Here is a 15,620-nt window from a genome sequence, read left to right on the forward strand (position 1 = left end):
ACGAACCCCAATGAAAAAAGCAGTACTGGCATACAGTGGCGGACTCGACACCACTTATTGTGCAATATACCTGAAGAGCCTCGGACTGGAGGTGCATGCCGTGACCGTCCAGACAGGTGGATTCAGCGAAGAAGAGCTTTCATCAATTGAAGAGCGGGCAAAAGCATTGGGCGTCGCATCTTTTAAAGTGCTGGACGTTACGCGCAATTATTATGAAGATTTTATCCGCTTCCTGGTTTTCGGAAACGTTCTGAAAAACAACACCTACCCGCTTAGTGTAAGCGCAGAACGGATGGTACAGGCTGTAGCCGTCGCAAACTATGTCCGGGAAACCGGGGCCGACTGCGTAGCGCATGGCAGCACTGGGGCTGGTAACGACCAGGTGCGCTTCGACATGATATTCCAGGGTATGATTCCTGAGGTGGAGATACTCACACCTATCCGTGAGCAGCGCCTTAGCCGCGAACAGGAAATCGCCTACCTGAAAGATAAGGGTGTGGAAATGGACTTCAGCAAAAGCAAATACAGCATCAACAAAGGGTTATGGGGTACTTCTGTAGGCGGAGCGGAAACACTCAGCTCTCACGGATACCTTCCCGAAGAAGCCTGGCCCACGCCGGTTACGGCAACCGGCGAGCGGAACATTACGCTTGAATTTAAACAGGGGGAACTGGTTGCTATTGACGGGCAGCCCTTCGCGCATCCCGTAATTGCGATACAGACATTGCAGCAGATCGCGCAACCCTATGGTGTAGGCAGAGATATTCACGTGGGTGATACAATTATAGGGATCAAAGGCCGCGTAGGTTTTGAAGCTGCAGCGCCGATACTGATCATCAAAGCGCACCACCTGCTGGAAAAGCATGTACTTACAAAATGGCAACTGTACTGGAAAGACCAGCTTTCGGTATGGTATGGCAATTTCCTTCATGAAGGATTGATGCTGGATCCGTCTATGCGCAATATAGAGGCTTTCCTCATTGACACACAGAAACATGTGAGCGGTAAGGTATTTATCACCCTTGCGCCACATCGCTATATCCTGAATGGCATCGAATCTTCCTACGACCTCATGAATTCAGGCTTCGGCACTTACGGAGAAATGAACGGAGCCTGGAATGGCGAAGACGTAAAATCTTTCGCGAAGATATTCGGTAACCAGATAGGTATTTATCAATCCACACAACGTCAGAACCAGGAATCATGAATAACACTATGATAAATGCAGGCATTATCGGCGGCGCAGGGTATACGGGCGGAGAACTGTTACGCATCCTCTTGCAGCATCCTGCTGTACAGATCAGGTTTGTGCACAGCCGTAGTCATGCCGGACAGGCAGTCAGCTCTGTTCACCGCGATCTGCTTGGCTGGCCGGATATCCGTTTCAGTAGTGAGCTGCCGGATGATGTGGACGTATTGTTCCTCTGCGTAGGACATGGTGAAGCGAAAAAATGGCTTTCGGAACACGCAATCCCCGGAAACACACGCATCATCGACCTGTCGCAGGATCATCGCTGGGCAAGCACCGGAGACGGGCGTACTTTTTGCTATGGATTGCCCGAAGCTAATCGGGCAGCAATACGGGAAGCACAGCACATAGCGAATCCCGGCTGTTTTGCCACGGCGATCCAGTTGGCTTTGTTACCGCTCGCGGCAGCTCAGTGTATGCAGGAAGTTCATTTGTTCGGCATCACCGGGGCAACAGGAGCGGGTCAGTCCTTACAGGCCAGCTCCCATTTTTCCTGGAGAAGCAATAACATACAGGCTTACAAAACATTGCAGCATCAACACCTGTATGAGATCGGGAAAACCCTGGAAACGTTTCAGACCAATGTGCCGCCCATCAATTTTGTACCCGTGAGAGGTGATTTCGCAAGAGGGATTTATCTCACGGCATACACGCGTTCGGACTGGTCGCAGGAAGAAGCAATGCAGCAATACCGGTCATTCTATGCGGATCATCCGTTTACACATTTGTCTGATTCGCCGATTGATCTCAAACAATCTGTAAACACCAACAACTGCCTGATCTACACGGAACGGGTGGGCGATAAAATTGTAATCCACGCTTGCATCGACAATCTCCTGAAAGGAGCTTCGGGACAGGCCGTACAAAATATGAATCTGATGTTCGGCTTCGAAGAAACAGCCGGACTTCACTTAAAAGCAAGCGCATTCTGACATGAAATTATTTGATGTTTACCCGATCAACGATATAACCATTACCCGCGGTGAGGGCTCCTATGTCTGGGACGACCACGGCAACCGCTATTGCGATTTCTACGGTGGCCATGCCGTAATTTCCATCGGTCATACACACCCTCATTATGTTGCAGCAATAAAGCAGCAACTGGACAATATCGGATTTTACTCCAATTCGATCCGTATCCCGCTCCAGCAGCAATTGGCGGACAGACTTGCAGCGGTATCCGGGAAACAGGATTACCAACTGTTCCTGTGTAATTCCGGGGCGGAAGCCAACGAAAACGCCATGAAGCTTGCATCTTTCCATACCGGTCGTAAAAAGATCGTTGCTTTTAGCGGAGCTTTTCACGGACGCACTTCTCTGGCTGTAAGTGCAACAGACAATCCTTCCATTTCCGCACCGGTAAATATTACGGAGAACATCGTATTCCTGCCGTTCAATGATGAGGAACGGTTGTCCGCATATTTTCGCACCAACGGGCAGGACATTGCAGGCGTAATTGTGGAGGGCATCCAGGGCGTGGGTGGTATTATCGAAGCTACCCCTTCGTTTCTTCAGACCATACGTTCTTTATGCGACGAGTACGGCGCGGTTTTCATTGCGGATAGCGTGCAGTGCGGTTACGGCCGTACCGGAAAGTTCTTTTCGCATGACCACGCTGGCATTCAGGCAGACATTTACTCAATGGCGAAAGGCATGGGAAACGGCTTCCCGATCGGAGGTATACTGATAGCACCACATATACAGGCGAAATACGGCATGCTTGGCACTACATTCGGCGGCAATCATCTCGCCTGTGCGGCCGCGATTGCTGTACTTGAGGTAATGGAAAAGGAACGCCTTATCAAAAATACCGAAACAATCGGCAACTACCTGACGACACAGTTAAAATCCATCGATGCGCTGCAGCATGTACGCGGAAGAGGCCTGATGATCGGATTTGATGTTCCGGAACAGTACAAGACGTTACGCAAGACACTGCTGGATGATTACCGCATCTTTACGGGGGAGGCAAAACCGTCTGTGATCCGGCTCCTGCCTGCACTGAATATAAGCCGTACGGAAGCTGATTTATTACTCCACGCAATCCGTACTGTTATCAGCGAAATCCAAAACAACCAGAACAAATGAAACATTTTATTGCCGCACCGGATGCCAGCGAAATTGACCGGCTGATCTCCTCCGCATTATACTATAAGCAATCACCGCGGGCCGACAAACTGCTGGGTGAAGGGAAAAGGATTGGCATGCTGTTTATGAATCCCAGCCTGCGCACCCGTCTCAGCACCCAGATTGCGGCGCAAAACCTGGGCATGGATGCTATTGTACTGAACCTGGATAAAGACGGCTGGAAAATGGAAACAGGCGATGGCGTGGTGATGAACGGCAGTACCGTCGAGCATATCAAAGATGCGGGTCCCGTGCTGGGCAGCTATTTTGATATCATTTGCGTACGTAGCTTCCCGTCACTTACCGATAAGGAAGAAGACGAAAAAGATACGATGATCCGATCCCTGATCCGGCATACCGGCAAACCAGTGATCAGCCTCGAAAGCACTACACTGCATCCGTTGCAGAGCCTGGCCGATGCAATTTCCATCCGCGAAAAATCGGTTCCGGGTCGCAAACCCAAAGTGGTGTTGAGCTGGGCACCGCATATCAAACCATTACCCCAGTGCGTGCCGAATTCTTTTGCACAATGGATGAATGTGCTGCATCGGGATGTTGATTTCGTGATCACCCATCCGGAGGGCTATGAACTCGCCCCGGAATACCAGGGAAACGCAACATTAGTGTACGATCAGCAGGAAGCATTGGCAGACGCAGATTTCGTGTATGTAAAAAACTGGAGCAGTTATAACGATTATGGTGCAATGCCCGCTGTACAGTCAGACTGGCAATTGCGCGCTTCGTCTCTGGCTCATGCACCTGCTGCACATATCATGCACTGTCTTCCTGTAAGACGCAACGTGGAACTGAGTGATGAATTGCTCGATAGTCCGCGCAGCATCGTACCGCTTCAGGCGGCAAACCGGGTCTGGGCAGCTCAGGCCGTTATTGCTTCTATACTAAAATCTTTATAATGGAAACCATATTCGTCATCAAAGTCGGAGGCAATATCATCGACCACCCGGACAGTCTGAACCAGCTGCTGGACGCTTTTGCAGCATTGGATGCACCTAAGATACTGGTGCATGGCGGGGGAAAAATCGCCAGCGCTATCGGAAAGTCGATGGGTATAGAACCGGTGTACCACGAAGGGCGCAGGATTACAGACGAAGCAACTCTTGACCTGGTAACAATGGTATACGCGGGACTCGTGAACAAAAAGCTTGTTGCAGCGCTTCAGTCGAGGCAATGTAATGCGATAGGACTTTGTGGCGCGGATGCGAATATATTGCTCGCGCAAAAGCGTACGGCAGCTTCGATTGATTACGGCTTCGCAGGGGACATCCGATCAGATGGAGTGAATACATCCTGGCTGATACAACAGCTGCAAAATGGCATCTGTCCCATATTGGCCCCGATCACACACGACGGGAAAGGTCAATTACTCAACACCAATGCAGACACCATTGCACGGGAGACAGCGCAGGCGCTCGCACAATCCGCAAATGTGCAGTTGGTATACGGATTCGAAAAGCAGGGCGTATTGCGCGATCCGGCGAACGAAGCATCCGCAATACCTTCAATCAACCGCAGCCAGTATGAAGAACTGAAAGCAGAAGGCGTTATTTCCGGGGGTATGATCCCCAAGCTGGACAATGCGTTCAAAGCAATTGACTGTGGCGTAACCAAAGTAAGTATCGGGTACGCACAGCATCTTTCCGAATTAATCAACGCTCAAACAGGAACACAAATAATATGACCGATATTTCTCAACTCAGCCAGAACGCCATCACGCTCCTGAAACATATGATCACCGTTCCTTCCTTCAGCAGGGAAGAACAGGGAACTGCCAAATTGCTGCAGAGCTTCCTGCAAAGCCACGGTATCAATCCTCACCGCGAAATGAATAACGTATGGGCAACCAATAAGCACTTCGATCCGCGTAAACCAAGCATTCTGCTGTGTTCGCACCACGATACCGTAAAACCCAACAAAGACTATACGCTCAATCCGTTTAATCCCGTAGAGGACGAAGGCAAACTGTTCGGGCTGGGCAGCAATGATGCAGGCGGTTGTCTCGTGAGCCTGACCGCGGCATTCCTGCACTTTTACGAAAGAACCGACCTGAAAGCCAACCTGGTATTGCTTGCTGCAGCCGAAGAAGAAATTTCCGGCACTAATGGCGTGGAAGCTGTGTTGCCTGAATTGGGAAACATCACTTATGCAATCGTTGGCGAGCCTACGCAGATGCAAATGGCCGTGGCGGAAAAAGGATTGCTGGTACTCGACTGCGAATGCAGCGGCCGCAGCGGACATGCGGCTCGTGAGGAAGGGGAAAACGCTATTTACAAAGCGGTTAAAGACATCGAATGGTTCCGCACTTACGAATTCCCGCAGGTATCTGCTTTGCTGGGGAAAGTAAAAATGAGCGTAACAATGATTCAGGCAGGTGTACAGCATAATGTGGTTCCGGCAACCTGTAAGTTCACAGTGGACGTACGTGTGAATGATTGCTACACCCACGAAGACATACTGAATACAATAGCTGCAAACATCAGTGCCACAGTGACACCGCGGAGTCTGCGTCTGAAACCATCCCGAATGGAGGAATCGCATCCGCTTGTACAGGCAGGTAAAAAAATCGGCCGTAATATTATCGGTTCCGCAACCCTGTCGGATAAAGCACTGATGCCTTTCCCCGCTTTAAAGATCGGACCGGGAGATTCCGCACGCAGTCATACCGCAGATGAATTCATTTACACGCAAGAAATAACGGACGGTATTGACATTTACATACAACTCTTAAACGAAGTACTATGAAGCTCTGGCAAAAAGACAATACCGAAACAGTCGCGCAGATCGAGCAGTTTACCGTAGGCAGAGACCGGGAATTTGATCTCCAGATGGCGGCCTTTGATGTTCAGGGAACACTTGCCCATATCCGCATGCTGCACGAATGCGGATTGCTCGAAACACAGGATTTTCTGCTGGCCGGGCAAGCCCTTTCAGAGATTGCGCAGGAAATAGCGGCCGGCAATTTCAGTATTGAAAAAGATTGCGAAGACATCCACTCCCAGATCGAATGGATGCTGACGCAGCGTATCGGCGAAGCTGGGAAAAAGATACATACCGGCCGCAGCCGGAACGATCAGGTGGCAGTAGACATCAAATTGTACCTGCGTCAGGCATTGCTGGAAATCAAAGCGCTGAGCACACAATTGTTTGAAACCCTGCAACAGCAAAGTGAAACATATAAAGAAGTGCTGATGCCGGGATATACACATCTTCAGGTCGCAATGCCTTCCTCGTTCGGACTTTGGCTGGGCGCCTATGCCGAAGCTTTATCCGATGATATGCTGCTGTTACTTGCTGCATACCGTATCACCAACAAAAATCCTTTGGGTAGCGGAGCAGGATACGGATCTTCCCTGCCCCTCAACCGAACGCGCACCACAGAACTGCTCGGATTCGACGATCTGCACTATAACAGTATTTACGCGCAGATGAGCAGAGGGAAAACCGAAAAGACGGTGTCTGTCGCCATCGCCGCCATCGCCGCCACGCTGGGCAGACTAAGCATGGATATATGTCTTTATGCAGGGCAGGATTACGGATTTATCGGTTTCCCGGATGCATATACAACCGGCAGCAGCATCATGCCGCACAAAAAAAATCCGGACGTATTCGAGCTCATCCGGGGCAAATGCAACAGGATACAGGCGCTGCCCAACGAGTTTTCCTTACTGCTGGCAAATCTCCCATCCGGCTATCACCGGGAAATGCAGCTCACCAAAGAGATGTTGTTTCCCGCGATACAAGAGCTTCGCTCCTGCATGGAAGCAGCAATATTGTTGTTAAGCCATATGCTCGTGACAACGGGTATTCTTGAAGCACCGAAATACGCGTACCTGTTTACGGTTGAGCGCGTAAATGAACTGATGATGAGTGGCATCCCCTTCCGGGACGCTTATAAGATGGTGGGACAGGAAGTGGAGCAAGGTACCTTTCAGCCCGGAAACCGGACCGTAAAGCACACGCATGAGGGCAGCATCGGCAATCTGTGTAATGAACAGATAAAGGCGGCTTTTATAAAAACAACCGCTGCATTTGAGTAAAGAGAAAGGCCGGATCGCTCCGGCCTTTACAATTACCAGGGACGTCCCACAACAACATATACGTTGGGGCGTGCCTCGCGGTAATAAACATTACCGGAATAATAGTATGGTACTCCCTGGTATACCCTGCGTTGGTAACCGGTCGGAACAAAGTCCACTTCAAAACCTACAGGCGGCGCTCCGATCACGGTATAACCCGAAGGTCCCTGACGGTAATAACGACCGGAAACATAATGATAATCCGCTCCCTGATAATGGTACACCCTCGCACCTGGAGGTAAAGTCTGTATAACGGTAACATTAGCGGGACGACGGTGCCCGTTTCCCCTGCCACGACCGTGACCCCGTCCCTGTGCATCTGCCTGCGTGCCGGCCGTCATGCTGCTCAGCAGCAGCAGACCGAAAATTACCTTTTTCATAATCGTCAGTTTTTTGGTTTCATCTCTAAAGATCGTTCGAAACGTTTAAGGTTTAATGCAGATTGAGACAGCGGACTCTTTCCTTAGATTAGCCTTAACACGCGGATCAGTGAAGCGACGATCAAACAGACTTTATCAAATCACTGGCAATATTTGACAGGAAAATTCCGCAACTTAGCAGATATAATCATGCCGTATGAATACGATAAAAAAGACACTTGTACTGGGAGCTTCTGAGAACCCTGACCGCTACTCAAATATGGCAATACGCAGGTTACGGGCGCATCAGCATGAAGTACTTGCGATAGGTAATAAAGAGGGGAAGGTGCTTGATGTGGCTATTCAGAAAGAAACGGAACCCTTTGAGCATATAGATACAGTAACGCTGTACCTGAACCCGCGCAATCAACAGGCGTATTATGATTACATCATTAAGCTGCACCCCAAAAGGATCATTTTCAATCCGGGCACAGAAAATCCTGATCTGGAAGCGCGCGCAAATGCTGCGGGCATCGAAACGATGGAAGCCTGTACATTAGTGTTGTTGTCTACCGGACAGTACTAAGCGCCCATCCAGTAAGCGCCGCCGATACTGTCCCGGCTTGCGCCGGTAGTGGATGCTTCTACGTTTGCCTCCTCGCGCCAGCGCAGGATACCAATCAGGCCCATTACCAGCGCTTCTTTATTCTGCACTACGGCCGCGTCGGGAATTTCAACCGCTACGCGGAGCGGAGCCAACTGATGTTGCAGTACAGAGATCAGGTATTCATTAAACGCGCCGCCACCTGTTACCAGCATGCGACGAGGTATATCGGTATCCGGCAATATACGTGTAACAGCAGCGGTAATCTGCGCTGCAATTAATTGCACGAGCGTGTGTAGCCGGTCTTCAATGCTATGATCATTACTATTGGTAAATGCCGCAACCATCTCCATCGCCTGTTCGTTGCTGAGTGACTTCGGCGCTTCCGCGGAATAATAATCGTATGCGCAAAGAGTATCCCATACAGAACTCACTAATTTGCCGGATGCTGCCAGTTTACCTCCTTCATCATACAGCAGTCCGGCTTTCGCCGCCACTGCATTCAGTGCCTGGTTTGCCACGCAGATATCAAAAGCCAGGCGCTGTCCTTCATTCAATGTGATATTGGCGATACCACCCAGGTTCAGCAGTAATGCATAATCACCGAACAACAATTTGTCCCCTATCGGCACAATGGGTGCACCCTGTCCGCCCAATGCCACATCCATAGCACGCAGATCAGAAATTACCGGCAGGCCGAGTGTCGCCGCAACAGAGGCACCGTCCCCCAGCTGGAAGCTGGTCTTTGCAAGCGGATCATGCATAATGGTATGACCATGGGAAGCCACAAAATGCACCTTATGTTCGAGATCGTTACGCTCAATAAACGCACGTACCTGTTCGCCCGTATACCTGCCGTAAGCAGTATGCAAACGGAGGAAATCCGGAACGGCCATAGTAGTTGCCGCTTGTAAATTCCGCTGCCATTCTTCGCTGTAAGCAACACATTCGGAAGCGAGGATCTGAGCACTCCATTTACCTCGTATCTCTTCATATTGCGCATAACAGATATCCAACCCGTCGAGAGAACTTCCGGACATCAGACCGATTACGTGATACACCATGACCTTGAACCTTGGTTGATAGAAAAACAGCCGCTGTTAGTGCGGCTGTTCGTATTTTTTGTATAAAAATTGAAAACTATTTGTTCAGTACGGAAGCCATTGTTTTTCCGATGTCCGCAGGGCTCGCCACAACGTGGATGCCACACTCAGACATGATCTTCATCTTAGCTGCAGCAGTATCATCCGCTCCGCCAACGATTGCACCGGCATGACCCATACGACGTCCCGCAGGAGCAGTCTGACCTGCGATGAACCCAACAACAGGCTTACGCATGTTGTCGTTCAGCCAACGTGCGGCTTCTGCTTCCATTCCGCCACCGATCTCGCCGATCATAATGATACCATCTGTTTCCGGATCGTTCATCAGCAATTCCACCGCTTCTCTGGTGGTAGTACCGATAATCGGGTCTCCGCCGATACCGATCGCTGTGGAAATACCCATACCGGATTTAACAGTCTGATCGGCAGCTTCATAAGTGAGGGTACCGGATTTGGAAACGATTCCGATACGGCCTTTTTTGAATACGAAACCAGGCATGATACCTACTTTTGCTTCTTCAGCCGTAATTACACCCGGACAGTTAGGACCGATCAGGCGGCAATCTTTGGTAGCAGCAAAAGCTTTCGCTTTCACCATATCCTGAACCGGGATACCTTCTGTAATACAGATGATCACTTTAATACCGGCGTCAGCAGCTTCCATGATCGCATCCGCAGCAAATGCCGGCGGTACAAAAATGATTGACGTATCAGCACCAGCCTGCTCCACAGCATCCTTTACAGTATTGAACACGGGTCTGTCGAGGTGCGTTGATCCTCCTTTACCCGGAGTAACACCACCTACCACATTTGTTCCATATTCGATCATTTGTGTAGCATGGAATGTACCTTCAGTACCGGTAAAACCCTGTACGATTACTTTGGAATTTTTATTGACTAATACGCCCATTGTTTGAAGTGTTTTTTAAAAAGCGAGCAAAAATAGCCTTTTTATTATCAAAATGCAAAGGAGGTTTTTTGCAAAACAGGTATATACAGGTGAATAGCTTTCAATAACACGAATATCTTAAGAAAACATTAAACGCTTTAAATATATACGGGTGCATACTACCTTCGTTTCATCATTTACTTATCAAAATTCATTAGCAATGGCAAAATCAGGAAAAACAATCGCAACGCTTATTATCGGAGCAGCTATCGGAGCAGCGCTCGGTTATGTTCTCGCAACAGACAAAGACAAACGTGCTGAAGACATGGCAGGTTTGAAAGACCGTTTCAACGATCTTAAAAGTAAACTGAATAAAAAAGGTAAAGAACTCGAAGAGGATATTTTTAACGCCTAAATAACTGCACTTTGCTCGACTTCGTTCAAAAATGGAAAGACAGGATCACCAATCTGGTAGAAACTAAGTTTCGCCTGTTGCAACTCGAATTTATCGAGCGCGCTTCGGGAGCAATGAGTTTTCTGATATTTTCAGTATTACTGCTGTTACTGGGATTTGGTGTATTTCTGTTTATCGGACTCGGCACTGCAGAGATGCTTTCCGAGCTGATGCACAGCTATATCTCCGGATATATGTCAGTAGCAGGTTTCTATCTGGCTTTGCTGCTGATACTGTTTGCAATGCGCAAAAAAATACTGCGCAAATTCACCAGCGTTTTCATCTCCGTACTTACAGAGCGTAAGGAAGACGATGATGACGAGGAAGAACAGGACGAAGAAGAAGGTACTCCTTCCAAAAACAAGACGAAATAAGGCATTCTGAAATATCTCTCCTATGTTTTACCGAAAACAACTGAATAGTCTCGATGACTTGCAGGCCGAAAGGGCTAAAATAAAAAAGAAAGCGCGCCGCAAGGCTGCCGAAATCAGCAAACGCGAAGAACAACGCCCGGGTCTGCTGCAGGAGGGTATCGGATTTATCTCAGGAGCACTCACCGGCAATGCTGCTTTGGCCCCGGTAGTGGAAATGGCTTCGAAATTTGCGGTTCCTTTTCTGCTGAGAAGAGGCCTGCAGACGGGAGCCAGAAAGGTTGCCGGAGTCGTGCTGAAGGACGTTGCGTTCGGATATGTAAAATGGAAGGCTCTAAACATTGCCCTTCGGTTTGCGGCAAAGAAAATCAAACAGAAAGCACAAAAAATAAAAGAAGAAGCCTGATGGCTTCTTTTTTTATGCGGCAGTTTATCTGGGCAGACTGGCTTACCTTTGCAGCATCTAAAAAACACGAAATTATGCTCGACTTTTTGAAAGAACTCGACATTCAGACTATAAACGACGGCGCGTCTACCGGAATCAACTGGATATCCGCAAAAGGCAGCAATATCGACTCCTACTCTCCTACCGATGGCAAACTGATCGCATCTGTAAAAGCCGGAAGCGAGGCCGATTACCATGAGGTTGTAAATGCGGCAGAAGCGGCTTTTAAAGAATGGCGCAACTGGCCGGCCCCGAAACGCGGCGAGATCGTTCGCCAGATCGGAAATGTACTGCGCGAACATAAAGCGGCTTTGGGCAAACTGGTTTCGTATGAAATGGGTAAGAGTCTGCAGGAAGGGCTCGGCGAAGTGCAGGAAATGATTGATATCGCGGATTTTGCAGTAGGATTATCCCGCCAGCTCTACGGACTTACCATCCAGAGCGAGCGTCCGCAGCACCGTCTTTTCGAACAATGGCATCCGCTGGGTGTTGTGGGTATCATCAGCGCATTCAACTTCCCGGTTGCCGTATGGAGCTGGAACAGCTTTATTGCGTGGGTATGCGGCGACACCTGCGTATGGAAACCTTCTGAAAAAACGCCACTCACAGCCGTAGCCTGTCAGAAACTGATCGCTAAAGTTTTCCGCGAGAACAATGTGCCGGAAGGCGTAAGCGGACTCGTGATCGGTGACCGCAATATTGGCGAACTGATGAGCAATGACACACGTGTTCCGCTCGTTTCCGCTACGGGCAGCACCCGGATGGGTAAAGATGTGGCGGCAAAAGTTGCGGCGCGTCTGGGCCGCTCGATACTTGAGCTCGGCGGCAATAATGCCATCATTATTTCTGAGCACGCAGATCTGGACATGGCCATCATCGGTTGCGTGTTCGGCGCAGTGGGAACGGCAGGACAACGCTGCACCACCACCCGCAGGCTCATCATCCACGAAAAGGTGTACGACAATTTCAAGGCGAAGCTTGCGGCGGCTTACAAACAGCTCAGCATCGGCGATCCGCTGGACGCAGCCAACCATGTGGGTCCGCTGATCGACAAAGACGCGGTAAATAATTACCTGCATGCAATAGCCGAAGTGAAAAAGGCTGGCGGCACTGAAGTCGTTGCAGGAGGCATTTGCGAGGGCGCAGGTTTTGAAAGCGGCTGCTATGTAAAACCCTGCATTTATGAAGTGGAAAATCATTGGGCAATTGTTCAGCATGAAACGTTCGCTCCCATTCTGTACCTGATGAAATACAGGGATCTGGACGAAGCGATCGCGCTGCAGAACGGTGTGCCGCAGGGACTTTCTTCTTCCATTATGACGCTGAACATCCGTGAGGCTGAACGCTTCCTTTCAGGAGCAGGAAGCGATTGTGGTATCGCAAACGTAAATATCGGTACAAGCGGTGCGGAAATCGGCGGAGCTTTCGGTGGCGAAAAAGAAACAGGCGGTGGCCGTGAAAGCGGTTCAGACAGCTGGAAAGCTTACATGCGCCGTCAAACCAATACGGTCAATTACGGCACCACCCTTCCACTGGCACAGGGTATTCAGTTCAATCTCTGATGATACACATACTCAAAAACGCCTCCCCGGATCATTTCCGGGGAGGCATTTTTTATGCAGAAGATTTACAGAACGGCAAATCACCCACCCCATAACCCCTCAAATCTGGACCGGGTTTAATATCTTCGCACTCTTCTAAACACTTTTCGCAAACAAACAATGAAAAAACTGTTCTTGCTTTTCTGTACGGTATTGTCGCTGCATATAGCGCGTGCCGACGAGGGAATGTGGATTCCTTCCCTGATCGGAAAAAACTACGAGGAAATGAAACGGCTCGGCCTCAAACTGAGTAAAGATGACCTCTACAACATCAATAAAGCTTCACTGAAAGATGCAGTCGTACAATTCGGCGGCGGATGTACCGGTGAGATCATTTCGTCTAAAGGTCTGCTGCTGACCAACCACCACTGCGGATACGGCGCTATTGCTGCCCTCAGCAGCGTGGAGAAAAACTACCTGGATAACGGGTACTGGGCCAAAAACATGGCGGAAGAGCTGCCTGCCGAAGGCATTACGGCCCTGTTCCTGCAACGTATAGATGATGTTACCGGAGAGCTGAATGATGCGGTAGGTAATGCAAAAGGAGATAAGGCCAACCGCCTGCGCGAAGAAGCGATCAAGGCAATTGAAAAAGAAGCGTCCAAAGGCGGTAAGCTTGTGGCAAATGTAAAGGAGTATTTTAACGGGAACCAATACCTGTTGCTCACTTATAAAAAATACACAGACGTTCGTTTCGTAGCCGCTCCCCCGAAATCTCTGGGCAAATTCGGCGGGGATACCGACAACTGGATGTGGCCGCGCCACACTGCCGATTTCTCTATTTTCCGCGTGTATGCAGACGCTGACAATGAACCGGCCGCTTACAATAAAAACAACGTACCGTTCCGCCCGAAATGGCATCTGCCTGTTTCCATCAATGGCGTGGAAGAAAAAGATTACGCGATGATCTTCGGATACCCCGGCCGCACCAACCGCTATGAAGTTTCTTATGGTATTGACCTCGCTATCAAAGAAACGAATCCTGCCGTTGTTGATATCCGTACCAAAAGACTGGAAATCATGAAGCGTCATATGGATGCGGATAAGTCCGTTTATCTGAAACTGACTTCCCGCTATGCAAGTATTGCCAACTACTGGAAATACTATATCGGACAGACGGAGCAACTGAAACGCCTGAACGTGGTGGATCAGAAGAAAGCGGAGGAAAAAGCTTTTGCGAAATGGAACGCAAAAAACGATGCAGGTTTCGACGGTCTGATGAATGACTACCAGAACATGTATGCCGACTATAAGCCTTACGCAAAGCACACTGTGTATTATTCCGAAGCATTCAAGGCGACCAATCTCGCACGCATTGCATCTGCTGCCGTTCCGCTGCTGAAGGTAATGACAAAAACACCGGAAAAAGATTCTATCGAAAAGTACACCAAACAATTACAGGCAGCTTTCAAAGCAAACATTAAAGATTACGATGAGGCTACCGACAAAGAACTCTTCGCGGAAATGACACGCCTGTATTATACAGAAGTGCCCAAATCACAACATCCGGACATCTTCCAGCGCGTAATCTTTAAAAAATACGGCAATGAAAATGCAGATCAGACTTTCAGGGCGTATGCGAACTATGTGTATGGAAAAACGTTCCTGATGGACGAAAAGAAAGTAAATGCATTCTGCGAACACCCAAGCCTTGAAGCGTTGGAGAACGATCCTGCTGTACAATACGCAGCGAGCATCGTGAATAATTTTGAGACCTATTACATGCCGAAATACGAAGAAATGGCGAAAGAAAAGAAATCGCTGAGTAAGGCGTATGTAAAAGGGCTGATGCAGATGAACCGCAATGAACTGTTCTACCCCGATGCCAACTCAACCATGCGTATCACTTACGGTCAGGTACTCGCCTATCAGCCACAGGACGCGGTTTCCTACAATTTCTACACAACCATGGATGGTATGATGGCCAAATATAAAGCGGGTGATGACGAATTTGACCTGCCTCAGGATCTGATCCGCCTGTACAAAAAGAAAGATTACGGTGTATATGCAGATCAGGACGGATCCCTGCATACCTGCTTTATCACGAATAACGACATCACCGGCGGAAACTCAGGAAGTCCGGTAATCAATGCCAAAGGCGAACTTGTAGGCTGCGCATTTGACGGCAACTGGGAAGCGATGAGCGGAGATCTGGCTTTCGACAAAAAGTACAAACGCACGATCGTATGTGATGCACGTTTTATCCTGTTCCTGATCGATAAGCTGGGAGGCGCCCACAACCTCATCGAGGAAATGGATATCATGAAGTAATCCTGAAGTACTGTTTACTGATAATACAGAGCTGCCTCCCTGCGAGGCAGCTT

Annotated in this window: 16 protein-coding genes; 13 read left to right on the forward strand and 3 right to left on the reverse strand. The window is 49.2% G+C overall.

The window, feature by feature from the left end; all coding sequences use genetic code 11:
* Positions 1 to 10: 10 nt before the first annotated feature.
* From ABD846_RS08990 to argH, 7 genes are read left to right on the forward strand one after another with little or no spacing between them, the layout of a single operon-like run.
* On the forward strand, positions 11 to 1,207 hold the full coding sequence (locus tag ABD846_RS08990) for an argininosuccinate synthase (RefSeq protein ID WP_344825530.1): 1,197 nt from the start codon (positions 11 to 13) through the stop codon (positions 1,205 to 1,207).
* A complete protein-coding gene (gene argC, locus ABD846_RS08995) occupies positions 1,204 to 2,181 on the forward strand; it encodes an N-acetyl-gamma-glutamyl-phosphate reductase (protein WP_344825532.1) in 978 nt (325 codons plus the stop codon). The genes ABD846_RS08990 and argC overlap by 4 nt, the downstream gene beginning before the upstream one ends.
* A 1-nt stretch (position 2,182) precedes the next feature.
* Complete coding sequence (locus ABD846_RS09000; RefSeq protein WP_344825535.1) at positions 2,183 to 3,337, forward strand: aspartate aminotransferase family protein; 1,155 nt, start codon at positions 2,183 to 2,185, stop codon at positions 3,335 to 3,337.
* Positions 3,334 to 4,290 carry a Rossmann-fold NAD(P)-binding domain-containing protein gene (locus tag ABD846_RS09005; protein WP_344825538.1) on the forward strand — a complete coding sequence of 319 codons (957 nt, stop codon included), beginning with the start codon at positions 3,334 to 3,336 and terminating at the stop codon, positions 4,288 to 4,290. Before ABD846_RS09000 ends, ABD846_RS09005 begins: the two co-directional genes overlap by 4 nt.
* Positions 4,290 to 5,075: an acetylglutamate kinase gene (gene argB / locus ABD846_RS09010; RefSeq protein ID WP_344825541.1), complete on the forward strand. Its 786-nt coding sequence runs from the start codon at positions 4,290 to 4,292 to the stop codon at positions 5,073 to 5,075. The genes ABD846_RS09005 and argB overlap by 1 nt, the downstream gene beginning before the upstream one ends.
* Positions 5,072 to 6,136 carry a M20 family metallo-hydrolase gene (locus ABD846_RS09015; RefSeq protein WP_344825544.1) on the forward strand — a complete coding sequence of 355 codons (1,065 nt, stop codon included), beginning with the start codon at positions 5,072 to 5,074 and terminating at the stop codon, positions 6,134 to 6,136. The genes argB and ABD846_RS09015 overlap by 4 nt, the downstream gene beginning before the upstream one ends.
* The gene (argH, locus tag ABD846_RS09020) at positions 6,133 to 7,431 is read left to right on the forward strand and encodes an argininosuccinate lyase (RefSeq protein WP_344825547.1); all 1,299 of its coding nucleotides are present in this window, start codon (positions 6,133 to 6,135) and stop codon (positions 7,429 to 7,431) included. Before ABD846_RS09015 ends, argH begins: the two co-directional genes overlap by 4 nt.
* Before the next feature lie 32 nt (positions 7,432 to 7,463).
* Here the strand turns inward: argH and ABD846_RS09025 are convergent, their stop codons facing one another.
* A complete protein-coding gene (locus tag ABD846_RS09025; RefSeq protein WP_344825550.1) occupies positions 7,464 to 7,850 on the reverse strand; it encodes a DUF6515 family protein in 387 nt (128 codons plus the stop codon).
* 196 nt (positions 7,851 to 8,046) lie between these two features.
* Between ABD846_RS09025 and ABD846_RS09030 the strand changes: the two genes are divergently transcribed.
* Positions 8,047 to 8,415 (forward strand): CoA-binding protein, encoded by a 369-nt coding sequence (locus ABD846_RS09030; protein WP_344825553.1) that lies wholly within the window; start codon positions 8,047 to 8,049, stop codon positions 8,413 to 8,415.
* Here the strand turns inward: ABD846_RS09030 and ABD846_RS09035 are convergent.
* Together ABD846_RS09035 and sucD are read right to left on the reverse strand one after the other, a co-directional pair.
* On the reverse strand, positions 8,412 to 9,497 hold the full coding sequence (locus ABD846_RS09035) for an anhydro-N-acetylmuramic acid kinase (protein WP_344825556.1): 1,086 nt from the start codon (positions 9,495 to 9,497) through the stop codon (positions 8,412 to 8,414). The two genes, ABD846_RS09030 and ABD846_RS09035, sit on opposite strands and share 4 nt — an antisense overlap.
* Before the next feature lie 76 nt (positions 9,498 to 9,573).
* Complete coding sequence (gene sucD / locus ABD846_RS09040) at positions 9,574 to 10,446, reverse strand: succinate--CoA ligase subunit alpha (protein WP_344825559.1); 873 nt, start codon at positions 10,444 to 10,446, stop codon at positions 9,574 to 9,576.
* Between the two features lie 199 nt (positions 10,447 to 10,645).
* Here sucD and ABD846_RS09045 point away from each other — a divergent pair, with 199 nt between their 5' ends.
* From ABD846_RS09045 to ABD846_RS09065, 5 genes are all read left to right on the forward strand, one after another.
* The gene (locus ABD846_RS09045) at positions 10,646 to 10,840 is read left to right on the forward strand and encodes a YtxH domain-containing protein (protein WP_344825561.1); all 195 of its coding nucleotides are present in this window, start codon (positions 10,646 to 10,648) and stop codon (positions 10,838 to 10,840) included.
* 11 nt (positions 10,841 to 10,851) lie between these two features.
* Positions 10,852 to 11,253: a phage holin family protein gene (locus ABD846_RS09050; protein ID WP_344825563.1), complete on the forward strand. Its 402-nt coding sequence runs from the start codon at positions 10,852 to 10,854 to the stop codon at positions 11,251 to 11,253.
* A 22-nt stretch (positions 11,254 to 11,275) separates the two neighbouring features.
* Complete coding sequence (locus tag ABD846_RS09055; protein WP_344825565.1) at positions 11,276 to 11,656, forward strand: hypothetical protein; 381 nt, start codon at positions 11,276 to 11,278, stop codon at positions 11,654 to 11,656.
* Complete coding sequence (amaB, locus tag ABD846_RS09060) at positions 11,656 to 13,257, forward strand: L-piperidine-6-carboxylate dehydrogenase (protein ID WP_344825567.1); 1,602 nt, start codon at positions 11,656 to 11,658, stop codon at positions 13,255 to 13,257. Before ABD846_RS09055 ends, amaB begins: the two co-directional genes overlap by 1 nt.
* Before the next feature lie 159 nt (positions 13,258 to 13,416).
* Positions 13,417 to 15,567, forward strand: a complete 2,151-nt coding sequence (locus tag ABD846_RS09065; RefSeq protein WP_344825569.1) for a S46 family peptidase — start codon at positions 13,417 to 13,419, stop codon at positions 15,565 to 15,567.
* The last annotated feature ends 53 nt before the right edge of the window (positions 15,568 to 15,620 follow it).

Origin of the sequence: Rurimicrobium arvi (assembly GCF_039540495.1) — a bacterium.
In the GTDB taxonomy this organism is placed as follows: Bacteria; Bacteroidota; Bacteroidia; order Chitinophagales; family Chitinophagaceae; genus Rurimicrobium; species Rurimicrobium arvi.